This window comes from Sphingobium sp. JS3065 (genome assembly GCF_026427355.1).
GTDB lineage: Bacteria > Pseudomonadota > Alphaproteobacteria > Sphingomonadales > Sphingomonadaceae > Sphingobium.
Map to the genome: position 1 here is coordinate 114,014 of NZ_CP102668.1, position 21,379 is coordinate 135,392.

Below are 21,379 nucleotides of genomic sequence, written 5' to 3' on the forward strand. Positions count from 1 at the left end.
GCACTTCAACAGATGGGGACGGAGAACCAGATTACGTCTCGGAGAGTTTTCTCAAGCCTTCGTAGTGAAGCGGCGCCACAGACTTAATCATATCCAATAAATATTCTGCGTTCTTTTGCGCCTCTGCCACGAGGGCAGGATCAAAACTCTTTCCTGTATGGTGCGACAGGTCATTTGCAAATTTATAAATTGCCGTCTTTTTGATCGGGTCATAATCCACGTCATCCATTTTCTGATAAAGCGACTTGCGCGATGGAACATGGAAGTCGAGAAACGTCTCAAGTACTTTACGAGAAATATTTGGAACATGGTAACAACCGAGAATCGTTCCATCTGATTTGAATGTATGGAGCACCTTGAAGAGATAGTGATACTCGGTCGCATGATCGATCAAAAGCCTATCCAACGGAGTTATCCTCGCAGATCGACCTTCTTCAGTCTCCGTGCATAGCACCATCGAATAGGATTTCGTATTTTCTTGGCCGCGCACATTCTGCAGCCAGTTTATGATTAACTTAAGGAATTCAAAATTATGGGTCAGGATGAATAGTTGCTTCGCGCGCTGGGTCTCGTTCTTGAGGAATGCGAAGGCCTGATAGATCGCCGAAGCATCAAGACTGGAAATCGGATCGTCGATGACGACGATTCCTTCGCCAATGTTAAAATCCTGATCCTTAAGTTGCACGAGGAAATAGATGAAGGCGACGGCTGTCTTTTCGCCCTCACTCAGGCGCTTGGCCGGCTTGCCGCGCCGCAGGACGCGATAGCCCTCATCGCCGGACTCAAAGCGTAGCTCCGTCCTGCCAAGGAACTGTTTGAGAAGGTCGGTCAGGCCAAGCCCGCCCGCATGTGCACTTGAAACCTTGGCTTGCTTCTCTCGAATTGACTGAGACAGAGCCTCGATCCCGCGTTTGTCCTCAAGATCCTCACCGCCGTTTTGCCACAGTTCGATTTCAGCATTCAGCTTTGCAGCCTTGTCAGTTAATTCTTCGACATCGGCTTTGATGGACAGAAGATGATGCGCCTCAATGGCGTCGCGGGCCGCCCGCTTCTCTCGCTCGAAGCCTGCCGTTTTGTCATTATGGCGCGCGATGAGCGCCTTAATCATGCCCAGCGCTGCGGTCAGCTGTATCGTATCACAGGCGATTTCCGGCTCATAAGCCGTGGTCCGCAAGGTCAGCTTTTCGGTCAGGATCCCATCGATCTTCTCCAGGCTCAGCTGCAGGGTCGCGAGCTCAGCTTCAACCGATGTCTGCGCGGCGTCGTAATCTGCTCGAAGTTCGGAATAGAACATCAGACGATCGGGCAGCGCCGTCCTGCCAAGCGCATCGATGATGGCGCGGAGGCTGAGGCGCTCCGCGTCGATTTCTTCCTTCAGCCTTTGGTCTTCGACACTGAAATGGTCGGAAAGTGCCCTGAGGCGGTCAGCAGGCATGATCTGGTCGCAGAATTCGCAGCGACCGGTTGCATGTTTGGCATGGATACCAACGCCTTGTTCGGCCCAGAGGGCTATATCGGGGTTTTCCGCAAGACGGGCGATGACGGCCGACTGCGCCGAACGCATCGTCAGTGCCTTGGCACGATCCCCGGCGCCAGCGGCAGCCTGCAAGGCGCTGATGGGCTCCTGCCCCGGTCGTTCGGGACCCCGCGGGATGGTGAGCGGGTTAATCTCGGGCATTTGCTCCTGACGAACGGTGCCGCGATGAACCTCGTATTCGCCTTCGGATAGAGCCCTCTCATCCCCAAGCTTGACGTAGGCTGCTTCAGCGTCGGGCTTGCGATAACTGCGAAGGGTTGACCCGCTGGTGGCCTCACCAATGGTCTTGGCGATGGCGGAAAACAACTTGCCCTTGTCATTCACAAGCTTGACCACGGCAGCCTCATTGGCCTGGACACGCTTTACTCGATCGTCGCGAATGGCGATTTCAGCCTTCAGCTCCTCGGCAATGGCCTTGTTCTCTTCGCCGAGGATGAGAATATGCCGAAGCGGCCCGTCGAAACGACCGATATTCGCTTCAACAAAGTCGCTGTTGAAGACACGTACGCGGCGGCCATACTTCACTCCCTTCGTGAGCTGGCCGGACTGCGATTCAACTGTGAACTCAAGATCGGGGTGATCGGGATGCTCACCCGATTCCAGGCAGGCAAGCAGCCGCGAGAGGGTTGTTTTGCCAGAGCCATTCTCGCCATAAACTACGTTGTAGCGGCCAAAGGCGGGAAAATCGGCGGCCGCCGCGTAATCGCCAAAAACGCCTAAGCCCTTAATCTTCTTGATCTGAGTAAGCATTCTTCCCCCTCTACTCGTAACCTATCACAGCCGACGCCCGAGGAAGAGAGCTTCACTGGCAAAATAGCGCACCGCCCGCGGCAGGGATCGTCACCCGAATGGGCTGAGACTTGGAAAGCCAAGGCTCAGGGCGAAGCCTAGAGCCCGGTCCGGCATCGCCGGAACCGCCCGTTCAGATCTTTACGGTTCGCCGGAAATTGCCAAGAACGGAGCACAGCTTCTGGCTTTTGCGCTTCAGATCGACGAGCCTTTCGTCAGCTTCGGCTTGCTCGAAAAGCAGCATCAAGCGTTCAGCTTGCTGCCCGCGGATCGAGACATGGCGCAATATCACGGTCCATTTGCCGGTTCGCTCAAGCGCGATCTTTGCCTGACCATGAGCCAGAAATGACCGTAGACCCTCGAGCGTGCGGAGATCCAATAGAGCCTTACCCGCCGCCTTGCCTTCCTTTGCGAAAGCGCCATCCGCCTCGATAAGTTTGCTGAGGTCATCGAAACGCTGACCGATCAAATGCCGCAACCGTACTGCCTCCCCTCTACCCGGAATGGCCTTGAGAAGGAGCAGCGTTTCGGTGACGGCCGCTTCAGCCGCCGAGAAATGCTGCAGACACGCGCCGCGCCACGCGTTCACATCTTGGATCGCCTGGTTCCATAAGGGATCATCGCTGGCAATTTCGATTGGCGCACCGTCATCCATGCCAAACGCCTAGCGCTGCTCCCTTTATTTTCGTTGAATCAATGACACGTCCTCCATGGCAAAGCCGGGAGCCGTAGGCTCCCGGAGGAGCCATCAGGCGAATGGATCATATTCGGCCACCAGGGCAACGCTGCCGTCCGCATCCTCCGAGGTGATAACCCCATATTGCTGCCCAATGGCGATGACGAAGGTGACCACCATGAGGCTGCGCGAGAGACTGAAGGCGTGACGACGAGCGGTTGCGATGTCGGTGAACATGTTGGGGCTCCTTTGCGCGCCGGCGGGTCCGTCCCGCTCGACTGGCGCCCGACGTGTCCGGCCGGCGGCCGCGATCACTTTTTTAGCGCAGCCCAAAAAGCCGTAGCGCAGCGACCGGACCCCTTGCGGGTTGATCGCAAAAGGCCGCCGGTCGGACCAAGGATTGCGCCCGATTGAGAGCGGGTAGACCCGCCGGCCAGACCCCGTGATCCCGCCGATATTTGCCTAGGCGGTTACTCCCGCCCCGCCGGTCTGACGGATGGCACACCATGACAAGCACGTGCCTCTGGGCTAGTGTCGCCGCTATGCTGTTCGCACTCCTGCTTGCCGCCACCGTCATTCCCGATGGCCAGGTCTTCACCTGCACACCTACCCGCGTCTGGGATGGAGATGGACCGATCTGGTGCCGCGGAGGCATACATGTCCGCCTCGCCGGAATTGCAGCGCGAGAGATGGACGGGAGTTGCCGGCCAGGTCAGCCTTGCCCCGAGGCGAGTGCCCTTGCCGCCCGTGACGCTCTTGTTAATCTGCTCGGCGGCGCTCAGGGGCGGACCAGCACGGGCCACATTCTGGTCGATGGTCCCACCATGCGCTGCCTTTCAACCGGCAATGCGCGCGGCAACAGGACCGGCGCCTGGTGCGCCGCGCCCTCTATCGGCGACCTGAGCTGCGCTATGATCCGCACCGGCACCGTGCTGCGCTGGGATCGCCATGCCCAGGGGCGATGCCGATCCCGTTGAACCGCTTGCGTCATTTCGTGCCTGAACAGGAAAGGAGGCCCGGCGGCGACGCCGCCGGGCCTGATGGGACCGGTCTCAGAATGGGATTTCATCGTCCTCAGGCTCATGGCCACCGCCTGCGTTGTCGTTCGCCTTGGCGCGGGTGAGGAAGGTCACTTCATCGGCGATGATCTCGACGCCGTAGCGCTCGATATTCTCGTTGTCGGTCCAGCGGGTGTAGTGAATGCGGCCACGGACCATGACCTTCATGCCTTTGTCGACATACTGCTCGACCGTCTTGCCGACCCCGTTGAAGCAGGTGATCCGATGCCATTCGGTATCCTCGAGCCGGCGGTTATTGTCGTCGCGGAGGATCTTGCCGTTGCTGTCGCGCTTCGGGCGCGAGGTGGCCAGGCTGAAATGGGTGATACGGGTGCCGCCCTGGGTGGTGCGGGCTTCGGGCGTGGCGCCGACATTGCCGGCGAGGATGACGAGATTCTGCATGGCTGAAGTTCCTTCGAACTGGGTCCAAGGGACCGTCCCTTCGACTGATCCCCGGCCAAGGCGGACAGGACGGACCATCCACCGGCAGGCGCAGCGCCGGGAAACCCCGAGACAAGGGGTGGTGCGGGCAGCCGTGGGACACGGCAACTCGGCCCGAGGGCTCGCGGGTTGGATGGGCTGGATGGCCGACTTAGGGGTCAGATGAGGAGAAGGACGTTTCGTCGCTTGGCCGTGCCAGGAACCCCTCCATGGTAATCATGGGCATCCGCGAGCTATGGGACCACGCCGGTCCAACAGCTTGGCGAACCTCAAACTCGACTTTGCCCCGCCCGCCGCCTCAAACCGCGCGGCGAACGGACCATGTTCCGCGCCGCGGTCCGGCGGAACCCAAACGATGGCATGCTTATGCAAGGGGATAGGCAAGAAGGCGCAGTTACGGCGCCGGCATCGGCAGGCTTAGTCCGGCCGCCACGGCATCGAGGAGCGAGCCCGTCGCGCGCAGTGCGGCCGCGAAATCGCAAACATAACCATCCGCCACCAGCGCGTCGATGCGATGCGCGGCATAGGCGGGACCGAGGCTTGTAAGAACATCGACGAGAATACGGCTCCGGGACGGGAGGCCGAGCTGTCGCGCCTCTTCAAAGGCGGTAAGGAGGTCGTGACCGATATCGCTCGCGACCTCCTCGTGCGACCAGCCCCGGCTCATAAGATAGGCTTTGAGTCCCAGCTCGCAGGATATCGCCAGCAGGTGCAGCGCCGGGGCAGAGGCAACGGTAGCTCCAAAGCGTGCCCCTTCGTGAAACTCGCGCGCGCGATCAAGGAAGATCGAGGCGGCCTGCCGATCGCCGAGCTCCGCCAATCTCTCGATCGCGCGCCAGCGGTGCGACGATAGCCGGCGAAGCCATGCCGGGCCGGCCTGGTTGCGCAACTGGCGCAGGCACGCGCCTCTTCGATGTCGCGGCCGGTTGACCACAAGAACAACAGCTTCGCTTTCCAGTAGCGGCCATACGCCGTGCGAAAAGCCAGGAGCGCGCGCGCCGTGGGGTGATCGGGCATGAACATGGTGCAAACCTCCGGGAAAACAGGACGCCACCGTCCTGCCCTCCTCCCCTCCGGCATTTGCAGCATTTCGAAACGGGGAAAGCCGGCCGCCGAAGCGGCCGGCGCGGCGGATCAACCGCAGGATCGCGACGCTGGCGGCGTGCCAAGCGGTCCGCGGCGATCAACGACGTGGATGCCGCGCGCCTTGGCCTCGATCACCAGCCTTTCAGTGACACCATTGCCTTGAAAGGCGATGACGTAGCGCGGCTTGACCGAAAGCATCTGCTCATTGCGGCGGAACCCCGCGCGATCGCCGAGCTTGCGATCGAGCCCGAACCGCAGCTGCTGGATACCGTTCTGCTCGGCCCAGGACGCGGCCAGGCGCTCAATGCCTTTCATGTCGCCGCCATGGACGAGATACATGTCGCCCACCCGCTCACGAACGGCATTGAGCGTTCGCAACAGGTTATCCGCGAACTGCTTGGCATCGTCGTCGCTGGCGAAACGCAGCCGCCCGCCGGCGAAGATCACGGGCGTGCCATGGACCATATTGGCATCGCGCACCCTTTCTCGCCGCGCCTGGAGATAGGACCGGCCATCGACGATCGCCGCGGTCGTGCCGAGCGAAATGCGGTTGCCCGACGCCGGCACCCAGGAACGGCCCGTCTCGTGGAGATAATGGCGGGCCGCCGTGTCGCGCATGGTCTCATAAGCCTCGGCGGACTGCTCGATCTTGCGGGCGAGATCGATCTTGTCCTCAAGGTCGGCGGTCGCGACCTCCGAGCCATCCTGCTCGGCGAGCACGAGCCGAATTTCGTCCGTCAGCCGGTCGATCATCTGGTGCTTCTTGGCGGCGGCGCGGTGGAAAAGATTGACCAGGCCCCAGCCCAGATCCTCGATGTCGCGCTCGAGCGCACTAAAGGGAAAAAGCGCGAAAAGATCGCTCCAGACAGCGCTGACAGTTTGTTCCATGGCTTCGGCGGGGGGCGGCGCCTCTAGGGTGCGCAGGTCGCTGGTGCGATCAAGATGACCGAGTTCGAGCGCGGAGAGTATCGCTGAGAGAGTGCTGGTCATGAGCTTTGCCTTTCGTTCCACTTGGGGCCGGCGGCCCATCCGCCGGATGCGCAGCCTCCGGGCCATCGAAGGAAGCGGCGGCAGCACCGCCGGGCAAAGCCCAAGGGAAACCCGGGACAATGCCAGGTGGAGCGGGCAGGCGCGCAAGCGCCAACTCGGCCGGATTGGCCCCGGGTTGCGGCCGCCAGCGCGATGGCCCAAGCATGCGCATCCTCTGGCGAGGGGCCAAGGTCTCAACGGGAAGAGCAGGCGCTTGCTGGCCGGAACAGCGACTATGCAGTGCCGCGCTCGCTCGTGGGGATGGGACGGGCGTGCCGAACCGGTCCGTCGTCGGCACGCCCGTCTCCAACATGCGGCTCAATCACCGCACGCGGCCGGTCCATATGACGGCCGGCCTGGTGGGCTTCCTGCGGGATCGCCGCCATTCCCACCGCCATGCTCGATCCGCCCCATCGTGCGGCGTCTCCCATGGTCCCCGCGCTTATCGGGTCCGGGTCCCCATCATCCGTCCACCTGAGCTGACATTGTGCCGATTGCCTCGATCTCAGCGATCCGCTGAAATTCGCCGAGATATTACTGGCGATGATTGGAAAGCCACCGCGAAACCCGCGCATTGCCGAGCAGCTTGGCGATATAGCCGCGCGCCACGGTCAGGTGGAGATTGTCGATCCCGTAACTATCCTCGACCGACTTGACTTGGGTCTGCAGCGCCGCGAGCTCGCGTTCCATGCGCGCGATCTGCTGGCTCGTCGGACCAGAGGCATCGGGCCTTGTCGATTTCCGTTGGGCGACTAGCTGCTCATCCGGCGTCGCGGCCAGGAGCGCGCGCGCGAACATGAGGGTAAAGTTGTTCTGGCCGATCATCAGGTCCGCCGCCTCGATTTGGCGTACCGCCGACATGCGCCGCAAGATATCGAACACCTTCATCGAGCAATTGGTGTCCTTCAGCATATCGGCGGCTTCCGGAGTGATGCCGTCGAGCAAACGGAAGCGCCGCCGTATCGACTGTACCTCAAGGCCGAGCGCGTCGGCGATCATCGCCGAGGCGACCCCGCGCTCAATGGCCCGGACGATCATTCTGTGTTCCTGCACCGGCGGTAGGCGGTTGACCCTTTTGTTGTAGGTATAGGTCTCGTCGTCCGTCGCGATCAGGCAATCGACGCTTTGCACCTCAAGCTGCTTGAGCGCCTCGATGCGCAGATGGCCATCGAGCAGGAAATATTTCCCGGGATGCTGCGTGTCGGGAACGACGGCGGGCGCCTCGACAAGGCCGATCGCCTTGATAGAACTCACGATCTGCGCGAATTTCCGGCTATCGCGCACCCCTTCCCGCAACGACTTCAGGGCGACGATGGCATCGATCGGCACGGTTACGGTCTCGCGCTCGAAGCCAAGGCTCACGCGATTGTCGGTGCCCGTTTCGTCCATTCCGCCGCCGTCCAATGCCCAGTCAGTCATCGTCATCTCCTGCGATCCGGAGGGCGAGCGCGCGCGGCATTGTCTCAAGGCACTCAGCGCGCAGCAATGTCACAAACCCCTCATCAGCGAGGAGGTCCTTCATGGCCTCCACAATGAACAGCAGCCGGGTCTGGGTAAAATCGGATTTCTTGACCAAAAGGCGCTGCTTTTCAGCCTCTCGCTGGTAGACCTGCATGAGGTCGTTGGCGGTCATCTTCCGGTTGGCATTTTTCCGGCCCAACCGCCCCTGCGAGAGCGACCTGTTGCGACCACGCATGCGCAAATCAAGAAGGCGGCGGACAGCCGCCAGTTTCTTGCCTCGCAGCTTGCCGGTTTCATAGGCCTCAAGCAGGAGACTTTGCGCCTCCTCGGTCTCAGCGCGGGATATCTCCATAGCGAGACTGATGGGAATCAGGCCGGTCTCGACCGCCGCGACGAGCCGCTCCTCGCCCCGCTCGAGCAGTGAAACGACCATGCTGACCCAGGAGCTGGCGACGCCGATCTTCCGTCCGATTTCCGCCTCGCTATATCCGCGATTGCGCAAGGCGCCGACCTCGCGCATCACGTCGATCGGCCGCTGCACCCGACGCGCAATATTCTCGACCAGGCTCATCACCAGACATTCGTTCTCGCTGGCTTCGATCACCACCGCGGGAATTTCCGACTGGCCGAGCATTTGGAAGGCCTCGAGGCGGCCCTCTCCGCAGACCAGATCATAACGCGGGCCACTCGGGCCATCATGGCGGCTCACCGTGATCGGACGTTTGAGACCAATGGTCTCAATATTGTTCACGATCTCCCGGTGCTGCCGCTTGTTTCGGGCGCGTGGATTAAGGACGGTAATCCGCGAGATCGGGATGAGCTCGATCTGCTGTGGGCGTGTGGCGGACATCAGGCTGCCTCCGCAATGGCGATCGGTGCGGCGATTTCATACAGCAGGTCGAGGGTGTCGAAGCGATAGGCGTCAAGGCTAAGGCCATTGTCTTCTGCAAGCCGCAGGCGGTCGGCGACAAGATCGAGGCGCGGAAACAGATAATAGTCGAAAGCGGCCCGGTTGGCGGTATCCATGCGCACGACGATGGTGATGTCGGGCATCCGCGACGTGTCGAAGCGGATCTTCCAGCGCAGCAACCCCGTGGGCGTAGGGTTACAACGGACGATGGCGACCGAGAGGCTGAATTCCTCGTTGACGATCACGCGGTCGGTCTGGAAGTCCTGAACGGCCTCGCTGCCCATATCGCGCAGGCCATCGAGCACTTGGCCGAGGATCTCCGGATGAAGTTTGCGCAAGGCCCGATTGATCGCGACATATCGATAGTCCCGATCCGGCGTATATCCGACCAGATCATATGCGCGCAGCAGGCTTCCGAACCGGGAGCTGTAGGCACTGCTCGAGGGCATGCCCTCGCACTCGTCGATGATTATCCCCGACAAGAGGCCCCGTCTGTCCAAGAGGACCTTTAGCGCGCTCAGCATTTCGGTGTCCGACAATCGGAACGAACGAGCGCCGATGATTGCCTTGGCGGCTTCGAAGAGGTCACGCTCGACGATGGCATCGAACGCGCCGGCAGCCCGGATCCACATTTCCGGGTCGTTGCGGACGCGCTTCTTCTTCAGCTTGAAGGATTGCCGGTTCCACACATTGTCACCGGCATATTTCTCGTTGATCAGCACTTGGTGGACGGTTCCCCGGGTCCAGGGACGATCAAGATCGGTCGGAATATGGCGGCGGTTGAGATCGTCGGCGATGTCCTGTTCGCTGCGCCCCTCATGCACGAAGGCGTGATAGATATCCCGAACAATGGCGACTTCTTCGGGCGGGCCAGGCGTGAGGATCACGCGGTCGGTCTGAATGCTCTTATGCTCTCCGCGCGTCAGAATCCCTTTTGTTTCGCCGCGCTCATCGACGAGGGTGCGCCGAAGCCCAAATCCAGCAGGCCCGCCCTGGCGAAAGCCCTTTTCGATGAGGCGTCCCTGCCCGGCGAACACCTTGACCGACAATTCGCGGCTATATTCTCCGGCCATCGCGCGTTTGACGCCCTTGACGATCGTCGACACCGGACTGCCGTCATTCTCGAACTGCTCGGTGCAATATTCGACGGATATCCCTGAGCGTTTGCAGATATATTCATAGTAGGCGCTTTCATCGGCGTCCTGGAATCGGCCCCACCGGCTGACGTCATAGACGAGCACCATGGTATAATCGGCAACACCCGTCTGAACGTCGTCGATCAGTTGCTTGAGGGCGTCCCTGCCATCGATCTTGAGACCGCTTTTGCCGGCATCGGCATAGGTCCGGACGATCTCGATACCGTGGGCGGCGGCATAGTGACGGATCGCCTCGGCCTGGTTCTCCGTCGAGTATTTCTGGTGATCGGTGGACATGCGAACATATTCGGCGGCGCGCACGATCGGCGATGCCGGGTCATGGTCGGTGCCGTCTTGAGTGCGCCAGTCCTCCAAGGCTCGCCTCTCCATGGGTTTGCTGCAGCAGCCAGGGCGACCATCCGCTGCCGCACGAAACCCACGACTGCTCGCCTCTACGTTCTCATCAGCAGTGTAGCTGCGAAAGGAACGGGAGATGTTGCCGAAAAAGGGCAAGAAGTTACCGGCTTGGAAAGGGGCGTTGGCCGGGCGCCAGGCCTATGCAGACGTGATGGCCGACTTACTGAAGAAGGAACACGGGGACAGCCACCGCGCCGTCAAGCTGCTCATGCGCCAAACGGACGCGAGCGAACGCACCATAAAGCACTGGCTTGCCGCTCAACATGGCCCGGATACGGTGTTTTTTCTGCGGCTCGTTGCGACATCGCCCGTCATCCGCGCGTTTGTCCTGGGCGTTATCGAAAGCCCTGTGATGGCCCGGCAATCCTCTCGGCCCATGCGCTGGGATGTCGTGCCGCTAACACCCCAAACGGCTGCAGCAAACACGATGCGTCAGCATCCCGTCGGAAATGACCCTATAAATGACCCTGATCATGACCCCATAAATGGCCCAATGACGGAGGGCCTGAATGAACGTCAGCGCTGGTTTCTCGACCGAGTCGGCAAGGGAGATCGCCCCAAGGCCTGGGATATCATGGCTCACTGGCAGGTCAGCCCCAAGACGGCCCGGCGCGACATCCGGGGGTTGCAGTCTGCTGGCCTGCTGCGTTTCGAAGGCGCCCGGCGTAATGGGCGATATAGGCTTGTCTAGTGATCTGCTTGAGCGAACTTGACCTTGCCTCCCTCCAGCCAGCATGTTTGCGCCATGGCTCTCAGTTGCCTTGATGACAGCGACAATCGGCTTCAGTCGTTCGATCTGAGCGATGCGGATTGGCGCGAACTCGAAGTCAAAAATCGGCGTTTGCACCACCTGCGAATGGACTGCTGCTCGGCAACGGTTGTTCTCAAACGGTCTTCGAGGGGAACGAAATTCTTTGCCCATCGGACTGCCGGTCCCTGCACTTCAGCCAACGAAAGCGAAGAGCATCGTCATTTGAAGATGACGGCGGTCGAGATCGCGCGATCCTCGGGCTGGCAGGCCGCAACCGAAGTGGGCGGCACAACGCCAACCGGCGAACCGTGGCGAGCTGACGTCCTCGCGGGGAAGGGGAACGCCAAGGTGGCAATTGAGATACAATGGTCGGGGCAGACCAATGAGGAGACCCTGCGGCGACAAGAGCAATACCGTCTATCCGGAATCCGCGGGCTTTGGTTGCTGCGTCAACCGGGCTTCCCGATCGTCCATGATCTGCCCGCGGTCTGCATCGGCGGCTCGCTGGCCGAGGGCTTTCAGGCTCTCATTCCTGCCCATGACCGCATGCTCGCGCGCCATCGTCGTCTGCCGGAAAGCTGGCGGCAGACATTACCGATGGACGCATTCCTTCGCGCCGCATTTGATCGAAGGTTGGGGTTTCTTACGCCGCTGGAAGCCGTTGGCGAGAATGCGACAATCGCCGTCGAGACCGCGATAGCGAATTGTTGGAACGAACGCTGCCGGGGAAAGACGCAGATCATCACGAGTATAGAAATCGCGACCGATCAGGGCGCTTTCGATTTCAGCTTGCCCGACCTCACCGATCACCCGCATCTGCTGGTGGAGATTCTGCAACGGCTACCATCGTCTTTCGACCGCAAGGTCATTCAGAAGCGCTACAGTCATACGCAGCGCCGCAGCTATGTCAGCAATGGCTGTGCCAAATGCAATCGGCTGTTCGGCGAATTCATGGTGGCACATGAACCCTCCGAGATCGACCAAATCGCCACTTTTCCTGCCCACTTGGATTCCCGCTGGTTGGCGCTGCTCGGTTCCCATCCCGATATCGAGATCAGCCAACCAGCATGGTGGGTCTGCGCGTGAGGAAGGGAGGACCTCCCTCACGGCCGAACATCGCGATCGCAAGTGCGTGCCCTCAGGCGGCGGCCAGTTCCTCTGCGCCATCCTCGCGGGCAAGACCCGTTGCGCGGAGCAAGTAGCCTGCGGCTTCCTCTGCCCGCGCCGCCGCCGTGAGCAGGGCACGATTATCCCTGCGCAGGATGCCGAGCCAAGAATCGATATAGGCCGCATGATCGTCGAGATGGGTGGTTGGGAGACCCACATCGGCGCCAACCAGCGCTGCCGTCAGTTCAGCCACCAACTCCTCGAACGCATAGGCCTGATCGCCGAAGCGCTTGCCGAAGGATCGGGCAAGCCGGCCTGGATGACCTGTCCAGTGACCGGCCTCGTGCGCGAGCGTGGCCGCCCATGCAGCACGCGTGTCGAACTGTTCGACGGGCGGCATCGTGATGACGTCTGCGCGCAGGTTATAATAGGCGCGATCGCCTCCGGTCCGCAGCCGCGCCGGCAGGCGATCGCCGAAGCATTGCGCCCGCGGATCGAGCTGGTCGCCCGGTGGGACGAGCGATAACGGTTCTGGATAGAAATTGGACGGCAGCGCATCGATCTGGTCGGCATTGAAGACGGCATAGGATCGCATCACCCGGCGATGCTCATCGACCACCTCGCCGGGGCGTTCGCTGGAATCGACCTGCTTCGAATAGGCCTTGTAGAAGATTGCAAATTGCGCGTGCTCACCGGCGCGGACCTGCCCGCCAAGGCTCTGAGCCTGACGGTAGGTCATCCAATGGCGTGACCGATAACCGCATTGCTCAGCAGCCAGCCACAGCCAGAATGTATTCATGCCGCGATAGGGCTCGCCATTGGCGCGCAGCGGACGCCCCTGCGCCGCACACGAACGCCAGGGCCGCACCCAGGGTCGCACACCGGCCTCGAGCCGGTCGATGATGGCGCGGGTGATGGTCTCAGCCGGCGAGGGCCGGCCCGATGATTGGGTCATGATGGATACTCCGCGAAAGAGCGGCGGCCAGCACCGCCGAAGAAGGGCTACAGGCGACGCAAAAGCGCCGCCCGCCATTAGGCGATGGTCTCAGGCCGCCTGGTCGAGATCGTCACCATCGCCATCGGGGGCGCTCTCCCCTCCCCCACCCTTGCAATCATCCTCATCGCTGAGGAAGGCGGAATAGCTGCGGAAGCTTTCGGGCTTTTCCATCGCGCCGAACCGCATCTCGTCGGGCAGCCAGCAGAGCGCCTTTTCCCGGACTTCGGCCTCGACGATGCCCTGCCCCGAACAGAGCGCAGCGCAGGCATTGGCCAGGTCACCCTTCTTGGCGTCCTTGTAGCGGCCGCGCAGCACCGGCCCGCCGATCTCTTCAAGCGCTTCGAGCATGACGTCCTTCTTCACGCGCCCGAAAAAGTTCTGGGCATCGGGCCGCCACCATTGCGCGACATCAATGTCGAGCAGCCGTCCGAGATGATCGTGAAAGCCGTTGCGCCGACCGCCATCGTCGACGTTGAGCGTCGGTTCGAGCGTCTGCGCCATGACATGAGCGAGCCAATCGGCGCGCGCCTGTTCATCCAGTTGCCGGAAGGCATCAAAACGCGACGACAGCGTGTTCCCGCCGGCCCAGCTCACATCGAGCGCCTGGCGCTGTTCGGTCAGGACATTGCTCGCCGCGCTACCTTCATCGCGGAAGCTGACGATCGGGAAGCTCGCGGCGGCCGCCTGCAGCGTCGAGTGGTCACGAACATAGCTGCTGGCGAACACCGTCCGGTGCGCCATCAGGAATATCGTGAGATCGAGCGCGAACCCAGCATCCGAGGCGACATGGGCCGCCAGGATCTGCCGCCGCTGGGTCGCAAGTTCATCGATCAGCGTCGCGCTAAGCCGGGAGGCAGCGACCTTGCCGGACGGCGTCTCGGGTTCGCCGTCCTCGCCCGTCTGACGAATGGCGCGCTCGCTGAACATGCGGTTGTGCACCCGCGGGGTGCCGTCAGGGGCAAGATAGATGAAGGTGCCCAGCTGGTCCTTGACCGCATCGTCGACCATCGTGCGCGCCGCCTCGATCGCATCGAGTTCCCGCTCGATGTCGGCGAGCCGCACCGAAGCCGCTTCGGCCTCGGGTGTGCCGTCCTCAAGTTCGGTTTCCAGTTCGCGGATGAGCGCATCGCCCTCATCGGAAAGACTGTCGACGCGATCCTGCTCGTCCTCGCTCAATTCGCGCAGCGCTGGATGATATTCGTGGAGCTGGCACTCCATGTCATAGGGCACATGCGTCGCGAGGACCGGCGTCACGAATGCCAGCTTCTGCTCTGCGGCGAGTGCTTGTGCCGCTGCTTCGAGCTTCTGGGCGGCAAGCTGCTCGATGATCTCCACGTCGATCCAGCTCTCGTCTGCATCATCGCCGAACAGGTCGCGCTCGATCCGGCCGCCCGCACCGATATAGGCGTCGCGACCGACAAACCGCGCCTTCGCGTCGGTCGCCTTGACCGTCCCGTTGAGAAGCGCACGGCGGACATTGTCGGGATTGTCACCATAATAGGACCGGCTCATGCTCTCGAACACACGTGCCTGGCGGTCAACATCGGGCGTGACGGCATAAGCCTGCGCGACCCCGAGTGTGATCTCGCCTGCGGCGAGCGCCGCGAAGACGACGGGAGCCAGTTCGGCAAGCCGGACCCGCTGCTCGACGAAGCGGGTCGTGACCCCGAAGCGCTTCGCCACATCCTCGCCGCTCGCGCCCCGGTCGAGGAAATGCTTGAAGGCCGAGCACTCATCCGCCGGGTTCATCGCAACGCGGTGGAAATTCTCTGCAAGGCTCGCTTCGGCCGATCCGGCATCATCCTCGAGCACCAGCACCTGGACCTCATGGTCCCCGGCAAGCCGACCTGAATCGATCAGGCGCTGGAGCGCCCGCAACCGGCGGCCACCCGCCTTGACAGTGAAATGTCCTGCCTTCTTGAGCGGCGCGACCACGAGATTCTGCAACAAGCCATGGGCGGCGATATTGTCGGCCAGGCTGTCGAGGTCGGCATCGCGATTGGATTTGCGGACATTGTCCTTCGAGAGCGAGAGGTTCTTGACCTTCACGGACTGAATCATCGGTTGTCTCCTTCGAGGGTTGCGCCGACCTCGTCGGCCGGCTTGAGCCACTCAGGCCCACCCGGCCGAAGGCCCCCTCCCCTCTCTTCGGTTGCTTGGCGCAGCCGCTGTTCAGCCTGCGAGTCCGTCCAGGATCTCGACTGCGCGGCTCGAGGGAACGAACAGCCGCGTGCGGTGCTGGATGATCTCAGTGAAGCAGCCCGCCGCCTTGAGATGAGGCAGCGCCTCAGGCTCCCAGTCGAGCAATTCGAGGCGATGGTCGCCGGCGACCAAGGCCCGCTTCAGCCGAAACGACCCGATCGGCATGATCTCGCCCGAGGTGCGAACGTGCTCGACGCGCACGCCTGGGTCGATCTGGACATGGGCGGCGATGCCGAATGCGCTGGCGATCCGCTCCACAACCGGCGCCGCAATAAGACGCCCGAGAAGCGACTGGCCGTCATCGCTCGTCAGCCGCCAGACCTGGACATGATCGTCGGGTAACTTGCCCCAGACCGGGAGCAGCAGGCCGGTGACCAGATAGATGATCTGCGTGCGCGTCTGCGTGGCCATCGCGTCGCATTCGGCCTGCCAGGCTTCGTCGAAGCTCGCGCGGCCCGCCTCGGTCCAATGGGTTTCGGCGAAGAGGTCCTGCCGGTGCCGTTCGGTGCGCGTCGGCCGCACCAGCTCATAGCGGCGCACGGTTCGCCCCTCTTCATCGGTTAGCGAAAAGGTCGGGCGGCAAATGGCGGCCTTACCGGAACGCGGGTTGATCAATCGGCGCACTTCCGGGTCGGCCAGAAGCCAATGCGCGCGCTCCAGGGTCAGCGGCCGATATCGCTCCTCGGTCTCGATGCGCAGGATTTCCGTTTCGGCGCCGCTCACGGGATCGCGCCGGATCACCGTACGGTCGAGGATCGAAATGCGATCAGCGGTGATCGTCTCGACGCCAAGATCCAGGGTGCCGGCCTCGCGCGCCTTTTCCACCCGGGCTTCGATCAAGCCCAAATATTCGTCGAATATCGCGTTCTGCAGTGCGATGCGCAACGCAAGTATGCGGTTCAACCACCGCTGGATCGTGGGCAGGGTCTCGGCGAGCCCACCACCCTCGCCCGCCAAGTTCAGCCCGGTGAGCGCTTGGAACTGATCGAAGCACACCGACTGGAGCTTGCCTTGGAACAGCAGGCGAAACCATTGGTCCAGCGATTCCCGTGCAAAATCGGACTCCAGATTGTCGCGGGGGTCGAAAAGTCCCTGTCCACCGGTCTGGCGCTGACCGCGGGTTAGCGCGCCGAGGCTGTCGAGGCGCCGGGCAATCGTCGAGATGAACCGCCGTTCGCCGCGGCAATCAGTGGAAACGGGTCGAAACAGGGGCGGGCAGGCTTGGTGGGTGCGGTGCGTGCGGCCCAGTCCCTGGATCGCCGCGTCGGCGCGCCAAGCGGGCTCGAGCAGATAGTGAATGCGGCGGCTCTGATTGGGCACGTCGAGGCTGGCATGATAGCTCCGCCCCGTGCCGCCGGCGTCGGAAAAGATCAGGATGCGCTTTTCGCCGCGCATAAAGCTGTCGGTCTCCGCGAGGTTCGTGCGCGCGCTGCGCCGTTCGATCCGCTGACGGCCCTCGGCATCGACGATGATCCGCCGGCTGCGGCCCGTCACCTCGGCCACCGCTTCCGTCCCGAAATGCCCAATGATATGATCGAGCGCCGAGCCGATCACTGGTAGCGCACAAAGCTGCTCGAGGAGCTGGTCTCGCATGGCGATCGCTTCCCGGCACAACACGGGCTGCCCCGCCTCGTCTATCATCGGCTCGGAACGTACCGTGCCGCTATCGTCGGTATAGGTGCGCATCTGGCGCACCGGAAAGGCCGCTGTTAGGTAGTCGACCAGGAATTCGCGCGGGGACAGCTCGATGTCGAGCCAGGCGCGTTCCTCGGGGGACAGGTCGGCAAGCGCACGATCGAGCATCGCTTCCGAGGTCGACACGAGCTGGACGACGGCGCAGTCGCCGCGCGCGAGATCGGCGGCAATCGCCGGGATCAACGACGGCAGCTTCATCGACAGCAGGATCTGGCCGAAGAAGCGTTGCTTGGTCGATTCGAAGATCGACAGCGCCGCGGCCTTGGCGCCGCTATTATAGGTGGCGCCACTGAAGCTGTCGGTGACGCGCGTGGCGGCAAGCGCGGCCTGGAGATTGTTGTGTATGATCGCTTATCGCGAGGAAGCGGTAATGCGGAGGAGCGCGGCGTAACCGGCGAATTCCCATGATAGTGTGCGCAGTTGCTGCGCATTATATTGGTTGCGAACCTCGGCGGTCCCTGGACCAGCTGAGGAGGCAATCATGTTGAAGTTGCATGACGAGTTGATCACCGAACTCTCGAATTCGCTCACCACACAGAATTACAATCCCGTGGTCGTGGCGAACCACCGTCTCTACGCCCGCGCGTTTCTCGATTATCTGGCCGAGTGCGATATACAGGTCGAGACTGTGACGCCGCAGCAGGTCGATCAGTATTTTGGCTATGCGGTTCAGGATTTTGAGATCCAGTACGGTCGGCCTCCCAGTGCGCGTTGGCACATGTTGCCCCGCACCGCGATCGCCAAGCTCCTCCGGCTTGCTCAAGGCAATTGGCCCCCGGACGCAGAAATGATCGGTCCCGATGACGAGCATCGACATGAAATTTGCCGCGAATACGAGGCATGGCTGCGCGAGGAGCGCGGTTTGGCAAGCGCGTCCATTGCGGCGCTGATGTGGGAGGCGCGAAACTTCCTGCGATGGCAGTTCGACCGGGCCGGTGCCGCCAGCCTCGAAACGTTGAGCATCGTGGACATCGATCTCTACATGGACATGCGCGCGCCTGGTTTACGGCGCAAATCATTGGCCGATGTCGCTGAGCGTCTCCGTTCGGTGGTTCGCCATCTGCATCGGACGGGTCGCATCCCGACCGATCTGACGCCACACATCATCGGCCCCATGCTCTATGCCTACGAAGATGTGCCGTCGACGCTGGAAAGGAGCCAAATCGCCGCGGTTCTGGCGACAACGCAGGAGGACAGATCGCCACGCGGACTACGCGATTATGCGATACTTCAGCTGCTTGCCACGTATGGGCTGCGCGAAGGTGAGATATGCCGCCTTCGGCTCGATGACGTGGACTGGCGCGCAGAATCCCTCCGGATCTGCCACACCAAGACCAACGCGTACTCGTACATGCCGCTAATGGTGACTGTTGGTGAAGCGCTGCTGGATTATCTGCGCCTTGGGCGGCCCCAGGTTGAAGTGCGGGAAATCTTCGTCCGATCCTGCGCACCCTATATCGCAATGACGAACCTGTACGGCATGATCCGCGGTCGGTTGGCCGCCGCAGGCGTAGTGCCAGCAGGAAAGCGGGGGCCGCATGTCTTCCGCCACGCACGTGCGGTCGAAATGCTGCGGGCATCGGTCCCGCAAAAGATCATCGGCGACGTGCTCGGGCATCGATCCACCGAATCCACCAATACTTATCTCAAACTGGCAACAGATGATCTCCGAGCCGTGGCACTCGAGGTGCCTGGAATGGAGGTGCTGTCATGAGCGCCTGGCACGATCCCGATCGCACCGTCGTCGACGCCTTCCTGGTAAAATCGCAGTTCCGGCCGGGAAGCGTACCGACATATCGCTGGTTCCTTTGCACCTTCGAAGATGTTGCCCGCCGGCATCCGGCGGTGGACCGGCAGATGCTCGACGCCTGGCTGAAGGAGATGCAAAAACGTTGGCGATTGTCGACGCTGCTCAATCAGGTCTGCATTGTCGACCGCTTCCTCGACCACCTCGTCGAAATCGGGCTGATCGCCGACAACCCTGTTGCTGCACTTCGCCGTCGGTACAACGTCAAGCAAAGCAAGCCGATCTGGCGGGCCTTGGCTTCCCCGAATCCCGACGAATCCTTGGCCGCGTTACGACGGCCTGCGCCCTTCGGCAGCGTGCTGGGTGACTTCATGCAAGACCATGTCATGCTGATGCGCAGCCGGGGATATCAATATGAAGCGCAGGCTCACTGGCTGCTGCGGTTCGATCGGTTCCTTCAGGCCCGTCCCGACCTCGCGGAGCAACCACTTGAGGCAATGATTGCGAGCTGGGCGGCTGCCAAGCCGACCCGCAACCACGCGGCTGAATGCCAGAAGCTGGCGCGCATCCTGACCAAGGCGCGGTTCCGCCTCGATCCGACTATCCCGCCAAAGCGCTTCAATCCCCGGCCAGAGCGGGAAGTAGCGCGGGAGCATCGGCAACCGCATATCTTCAGCCCGGCTGACGTTCGGCGTATGCTCGATACCGCACGGACTTATCCGTCGCCGGACGCTCCGCTGCGGCCGTTGACCCTCTACACCATGATCATGCTGGCCTATTGTGCCGGGCTACGGCGAAGCGAGCTGGCATGGCTCGATCTTGGTGACGTGGACCTGCAATCAAGCACGATCACGATCCGGGAAACGAAGTTCTACAAGACCAGGATCTTGCCTCTATCCGACAGTGTCGCGGTCGAACTGCGCGCGTACATCGATGCGAGGCGGCGCGCTGGCGGCCCACAGAACCCGAAATCAGGGCTGTTCTGGCATGCCCACTTAAATGACCGCTACAGGCCCGAGGCGGTTACGACAATGATTACCAACGTCATGCGCCGTGCTGGGCTCAAGCCCGCTTCGGGCCGGACCGGGCCGCGGGTCCATGACCTTCGTCACTCGATGGTGGTGAACCGCATCCTCCAGTGGTACCGGTCCGGCATTAACCCTCAGGAAAAACTGCACTTCCTCTCGACCTACATGGGGCACCGGGATCTCCACTCCACGCTGGTCTACATCACCGTCACGCAGGATCTGTTGCAGGAAGCCAGTGAACGGTTCCGCGCGCTCGGCGCCCCGTGCCTTGTCACGGAGGCGCGGCCATGAGGAAAGGCAATCCATTGCCCGCGTTGTTGCGGGCGTTCTTCCAGGAGTGGCTGGCCGAGCAGCGCAGCGCGTCAATCCACACGATCCGCTCTTATCGCGACACCTGGCGGCTGCTGCTTCGGTTCGTCGCGGAGCGAAAAGGCTGCGGGGTCGCGCGGCTGACGCTCACCGACGTCTCGGCCGGCGAGGTGCGCGCGTTCCTTCATCATACCGAGCATGGCCGCAAGACCACGATCGGCACGCGGAACTGCCGACTGGCCGCCATCCGCAGCTTCTTCAGCTTCGTGGCGGACAAGAATCCGGAATACATCGCGCAGTGCTCAGAGGTCCTGGCTGTTCCGTTGAAGCGGGAGCCCACCTCCGCGCCGTGCTACCTCGAGCCCGAGGAGGTCGAGGCCATCCTCGCCCAGCCCAACCGATCGACACTCGAAGGGCTGCGCGACCATGTACTGCTCTCGTTCCTCTATAACAGTGGCGCGCGAATCCAAGAGGCGCTTGACCTCTGTCCCGAAGCAATCCGGTTCGATGCACCGAACTTCGTGCGTCTTTACGGCAAGGGGCGCAAGGAACGCATCTGCCCGCTCTGGCCAGAAACCGTGGCATTGCTCAGGAAGCTACTGGAGCGACAGCCGCGTGCGCCCGATGAGCGGATCTTCGTCAATCGATACGGTGAACCGCTAGGGGCGTCAGGGGTGCGGTTCAAGCTCAACGCCTACGTGGAACAAGCCGCGAAATCGACGCTGACCCTCCAGTCAAAACACGTTACGCCTCACAGCTTCCGGCACGCGACCGCCGTCCACCTCGTTGCCGCCGGGGTCGATATCACCGTCATCCGCAGTTGGCTCGGGCACGTCAGTCTCGATACGACCAATCACTATGCTCAGGCCAATCTGGAGACCAAACGAAAGGCGCTGGAACAGGTTGGCGCCCCGGCGGCGAGCAACGTGCCACCTTCGTGGAAGCGAGATGCCAATCTGATGGGATGGCTCGACACCCTATAGAATAATGTGAAGGACGTGGC

At 61.9% G+C, this 21,379-nt stretch carries 18 protein-coding genes and 1 pseudogene; 6 read left to right on the plus strand and 13 right to left on the minus strand.

What is annotated here, in order from left to right; genetic code table 11:
* Positions 1-31: 31 nt before the first annotated feature.
* The 3 genes from NUH86_RS24550 to NUH86_RS24560 form a co-directional block, all read right to left on the minus strand.
* The gene (locus NUH86_RS24550) at positions 32-2,287 is read right to left on the minus strand and encodes an AAA family ATPase (RefSeq protein ID WP_267253233.1); all 2,256 of its coding nucleotides are present in this window, start codon (positions 2,285-2,287) and stop codon (positions 32-34) included.
* Positions 2,288-2,459: 172 nt separating this feature from the next.
* Positions 2,460-2,981, minus strand: a complete 522-nt coding sequence (locus NUH86_RS24555; protein WP_267253234.1) for a hypothetical protein — start codon at positions 2,979-2,981, stop codon at positions 2,460-2,462.
* Between the two features lie 93 nt (positions 2,982-3,074).
* Positions 3,075-3,239, minus strand: coding sequence for a hypothetical protein (locus NUH86_RS24560; protein ID WP_267253235.1), 165 nt, complete (start codon positions 3,237-3,239; stop codon positions 3,075-3,077).
* A gap of 305 nt (positions 3,240-3,544) precedes the next feature.
* On the opposite strand from NUH86_RS24560, the gene NUH86_RS24565 reads away from it, so the two are divergent.
* On the plus strand, positions 3,545-3,979 hold the full coding sequence (locus tag NUH86_RS24565; protein ID WP_267253316.1) for a thermonuclease family protein: 435 nt from the start codon (positions 3,545-3,547) through the stop codon (positions 3,977-3,979).
* Positions 3,980-4,054: 75 nt separating this feature from the next.
* Here the strand turns inward: NUH86_RS24565 and NUH86_RS24570 are convergent, their stop codons facing one another.
* The 7 genes and pseudogenes from NUH86_RS24570 to NUH86_RS24600 form a co-directional block, all read right to left on the minus strand.
* Complete coding sequence (locus tag NUH86_RS24570; protein WP_007682669.1) at positions 4,055-4,462, minus strand: single-stranded DNA-binding protein; 408 nt, start codon at positions 4,460-4,462, stop codon at positions 4,055-4,057.
* Positions 4,463-4,895: 433 nt separating this feature from the next.
* Positions 4,896-5,639: a hypothetical protein gene (locus tag NUH86_RS24575; RefSeq protein ID WP_267253236.1), complete on the minus strand. Its 744-nt coding sequence runs from the start codon at positions 5,637-5,639 to the stop codon at positions 4,896-4,898.
* Positions 5,636-6,577, minus strand: coding sequence for a DUF2493 domain-containing protein (locus NUH86_RS24580; protein WP_267253317.1), 942 nt, complete (start codon positions 6,575-6,577; stop codon positions 5,636-5,638). The genes NUH86_RS24575 and NUH86_RS24580 overlap by 4 nt, the downstream gene beginning before the upstream one ends.
* A gap of 272 nt (positions 6,578-6,849) precedes the next feature.
* Positions 6,850-7,047 carry a hypothetical protein gene (locus tag NUH86_RS24585; protein ID WP_267253237.1) on the minus strand — a complete coding sequence of 66 codons (198 nt, stop codon included), beginning with the start codon at positions 7,045-7,047 and terminating at the stop codon, positions 6,850-6,852.
* A gap of 106 nt (positions 7,048-7,153) precedes the next feature.
* Positions 7,154-8,035, minus strand: a pseudogene (locus NUH86_RS24590) (plasmid partitioning protein RepB C-terminal domain-containing protein); the annotation flags it as partial.
* On the minus strand, positions 8,028-8,927 hold the full coding sequence (locus NUH86_RS24595) for a plasmid partitioning protein RepB C-terminal domain-containing protein (protein WP_267253239.1): 900 nt from the start codon (positions 8,925-8,927) through the stop codon (positions 8,028-8,030). The pseudogene NUH86_RS24590 and the gene NUH86_RS24595, both read right to left, overlap by 8 nt.
* A complete protein-coding gene (locus NUH86_RS24600; protein WP_416365405.1) occupies positions 8,927-10,513 on the minus strand; it encodes a recombinase family protein in 1,587 nt (528 codons plus the stop codon). Before NUH86_RS24600 ends, NUH86_RS24595 begins: the two co-directional genes overlap by 1 nt.
* A gap of 103 nt (positions 10,514-10,616) precedes the next feature.
* On the opposite strand from NUH86_RS24600, the gene NUH86_RS24605 reads away from it, so the two are divergent.
* Positions 10,617-11,231: a DeoR family transcriptional regulator gene (locus NUH86_RS24605; protein ID WP_267253241.1), complete on the plus strand. Its 615-nt coding sequence runs from the start codon at positions 10,617-10,619 to the stop codon at positions 11,229-11,231.
* Between the two features lie 54 nt (positions 11,232-11,285).
* On the plus strand, positions 11,286-12,377 hold the full coding sequence (locus NUH86_RS24610; protein WP_267253242.1) for a competence protein CoiA: 1,092 nt from the start codon (positions 11,286-11,288) through the stop codon (positions 12,375-12,377).
* A 52-nt stretch (positions 12,378-12,429) separates the two neighbouring features.
* Here the strand turns inward: NUH86_RS24610 and NUH86_RS24615 are convergent, their stop codons facing one another.
* The 3 genes from NUH86_RS24615 to NUH86_RS24625 all read right to left on the minus strand — a co-directional run bounded on the left by NUH86_RS24615 (position 12,430) and on the right by NUH86_RS24625 (position 17,490).
* Entirely contained in the window at positions 12,430-13,353 is a 924-nt protein-coding gene (locus tag NUH86_RS24615) for an ArdC family protein (protein WP_267253243.1), read from the minus strand.
* A 90-nt stretch (positions 13,354-13,443) separates the two neighbouring features.
* Positions 13,444-15,456 (minus strand): ParB/RepB/Spo0J family partition protein, encoded by a 2,013-nt coding sequence (locus NUH86_RS24620; protein WP_267253244.1) that lies wholly within the window; start codon positions 15,454-15,456, stop codon positions 13,444-13,446.
* 111 nt (positions 15,457-15,567) lie between these two features.
* Positions 15,568-17,490 (minus strand): strawberry notch C-terminal domain-containing protein, encoded by a 1,923-nt coding sequence (locus tag NUH86_RS24625; RefSeq protein WP_267253245.1) that lies wholly within the window; start codon positions 17,488-17,490, stop codon positions 15,568-15,570.
* Positions 17,491-17,773: 283 nt separating this feature from the next.
* Here NUH86_RS24625 and NUH86_RS24630 point away from each other — a divergent pair, with 283 nt between their 5' ends.
* From NUH86_RS24630 to NUH86_RS24640, 3 genes are read left to right on the plus strand one after another with little or no spacing between them, the layout of a single operon-like run.
* Positions 17,774-19,006, plus strand: a complete 1,233-nt coding sequence (locus tag NUH86_RS24630; RefSeq protein ID WP_007015824.1) for a site-specific integrase — start codon at positions 17,774-17,776, stop codon at positions 19,004-19,006.
* Positions 19,003-20,358 (plus strand): tyrosine-type recombinase/integrase, encoded by a 1,356-nt coding sequence (locus tag NUH86_RS24635; RefSeq protein ID WP_009823940.1) that lies wholly within the window; start codon positions 19,003-19,005, stop codon positions 20,356-20,358. The genes NUH86_RS24630 and NUH86_RS24635 overlap by 4 nt, the downstream gene beginning before the upstream one ends.
* Positions 20,355-21,359 carry a site-specific integrase gene (locus NUH86_RS24640; protein WP_009823939.1) on the plus strand — a complete coding sequence of 335 codons (1,005 nt, stop codon included), beginning with the start codon at positions 20,355-20,357 and terminating at the stop codon, positions 21,357-21,359. The genes NUH86_RS24635 and NUH86_RS24640 overlap by 4 nt, the downstream gene beginning before the upstream one ends.
* The last annotated feature ends 20 nt before the right edge of the window (positions 21,360-21,379 follow it).

Bases quoted from the DNA above. Each gene is read 5' to 3' on its own strand.
- NUH86_RS24550 (WP_267253233.1), bottom strand. From the start codon at position 2,287: ATGCTTACTCAGATCAAGAAGATTAAGGGCTTAGGCGTTTTTGGCGAT.
- NUH86_RS24555 (WP_267253234.1), bottom strand. From the start codon at position 2,981: ATGGATGACGGTGCGCCAATCGAAATTGCCAGCGATGATCCCTTATGG.
- NUH86_RS24560 (WP_267253235.1), bottom strand. From the start codon at position 3,239: ATGTTCACCGACATCGCAACCGCTCGTCGTCACGCCTTCAGTCTCTCG.
- NUH86_RS24565 (WP_267253316.1), top strand. From the start codon at position 3,545: ATGCTGTTCGCACTCCTGCTTGCCGCCACCGTCATTCCCGATGGCCAG.
- NUH86_RS24570 (WP_007682669.1), bottom strand. From the start codon at position 4,462: ATGCAGAATCTCGTCATCCTCGCCGGCAATGTCGGCGCCACGCCCGAA.
- NUH86_RS24580 (WP_267253317.1), bottom strand. From the start codon at position 6,577: ATGACCAGCACTCTCTCAGCGATACTCTCCGCGCTCGAACTCGGTCAT.
- NUH86_RS24585 (WP_267253237.1), bottom strand. From the start codon at position 7,047: ATGGGAGACGCCGCACGATGGGGCGGATCGAGCATGGCGGTGGGAATG.
- NUH86_RS24595 (WP_267253239.1), bottom strand. From the start codon at position 8,927: ATGTCCGCCACACGCCCACAGCAGATCGAGCTCATCCCGATCTCGCGG.
- NUH86_RS24600 (WP_416365405.1), bottom strand. From the start codon at position 10,513: ATGGAGAGGCGAGCCTTGGAGGACTGGCGCACTCAAGACGGCACCGAC.
- NUH86_RS24605 (WP_267253241.1), top strand. From the start codon at position 10,617: ATGTTGCCGAAAAAGGGCAAGAAGTTACCGGCTTGGAAAGGGGCGTTG.
- NUH86_RS24610 (WP_267253242.1), top strand. From the start codon at position 11,286: ATGGCTCTCAGTTGCCTTGATGACAGCGACAATCGGCTTCAGTCGTTC.
- NUH86_RS24615 (WP_267253243.1), bottom strand. From the start codon at position 13,353: ATGACCCAATCATCGGGCCGGCCCTCGCCGGCTGAGACCATCACCCGC.
- NUH86_RS24620 (WP_267253244.1), bottom strand. From the start codon at position 15,456: ATGATTCAGTCCGTGAAGGTCAAGAACCTCTCGCTCTCGAAGGACAAT.
- NUH86_RS24625 (WP_267253245.1), bottom strand. From the start codon at position 17,490: ATGAAGCTGCCGTCGTTGATCCCGGCGATTGCCGCCGATCTCGCGCGC.
- NUH86_RS24630 (WP_007015824.1), top strand. From the start codon at position 17,774: ATGTTGAAGTTGCATGACGAGTTGATCACCGAACTCTCGAATTCGCTC.
- NUH86_RS24635 (WP_009823940.1), top strand. From the start codon at position 19,003: ATGAGCGCCTGGCACGATCCCGATCGCACCGTCGTCGACGCCTTCCTG.
- NUH86_RS24640 (WP_009823939.1), top strand. From the start codon at position 20,355: ATGAGGAAAGGCAATCCATTGCCCGCGTTGTTGCGGGCGTTCTTCCAG.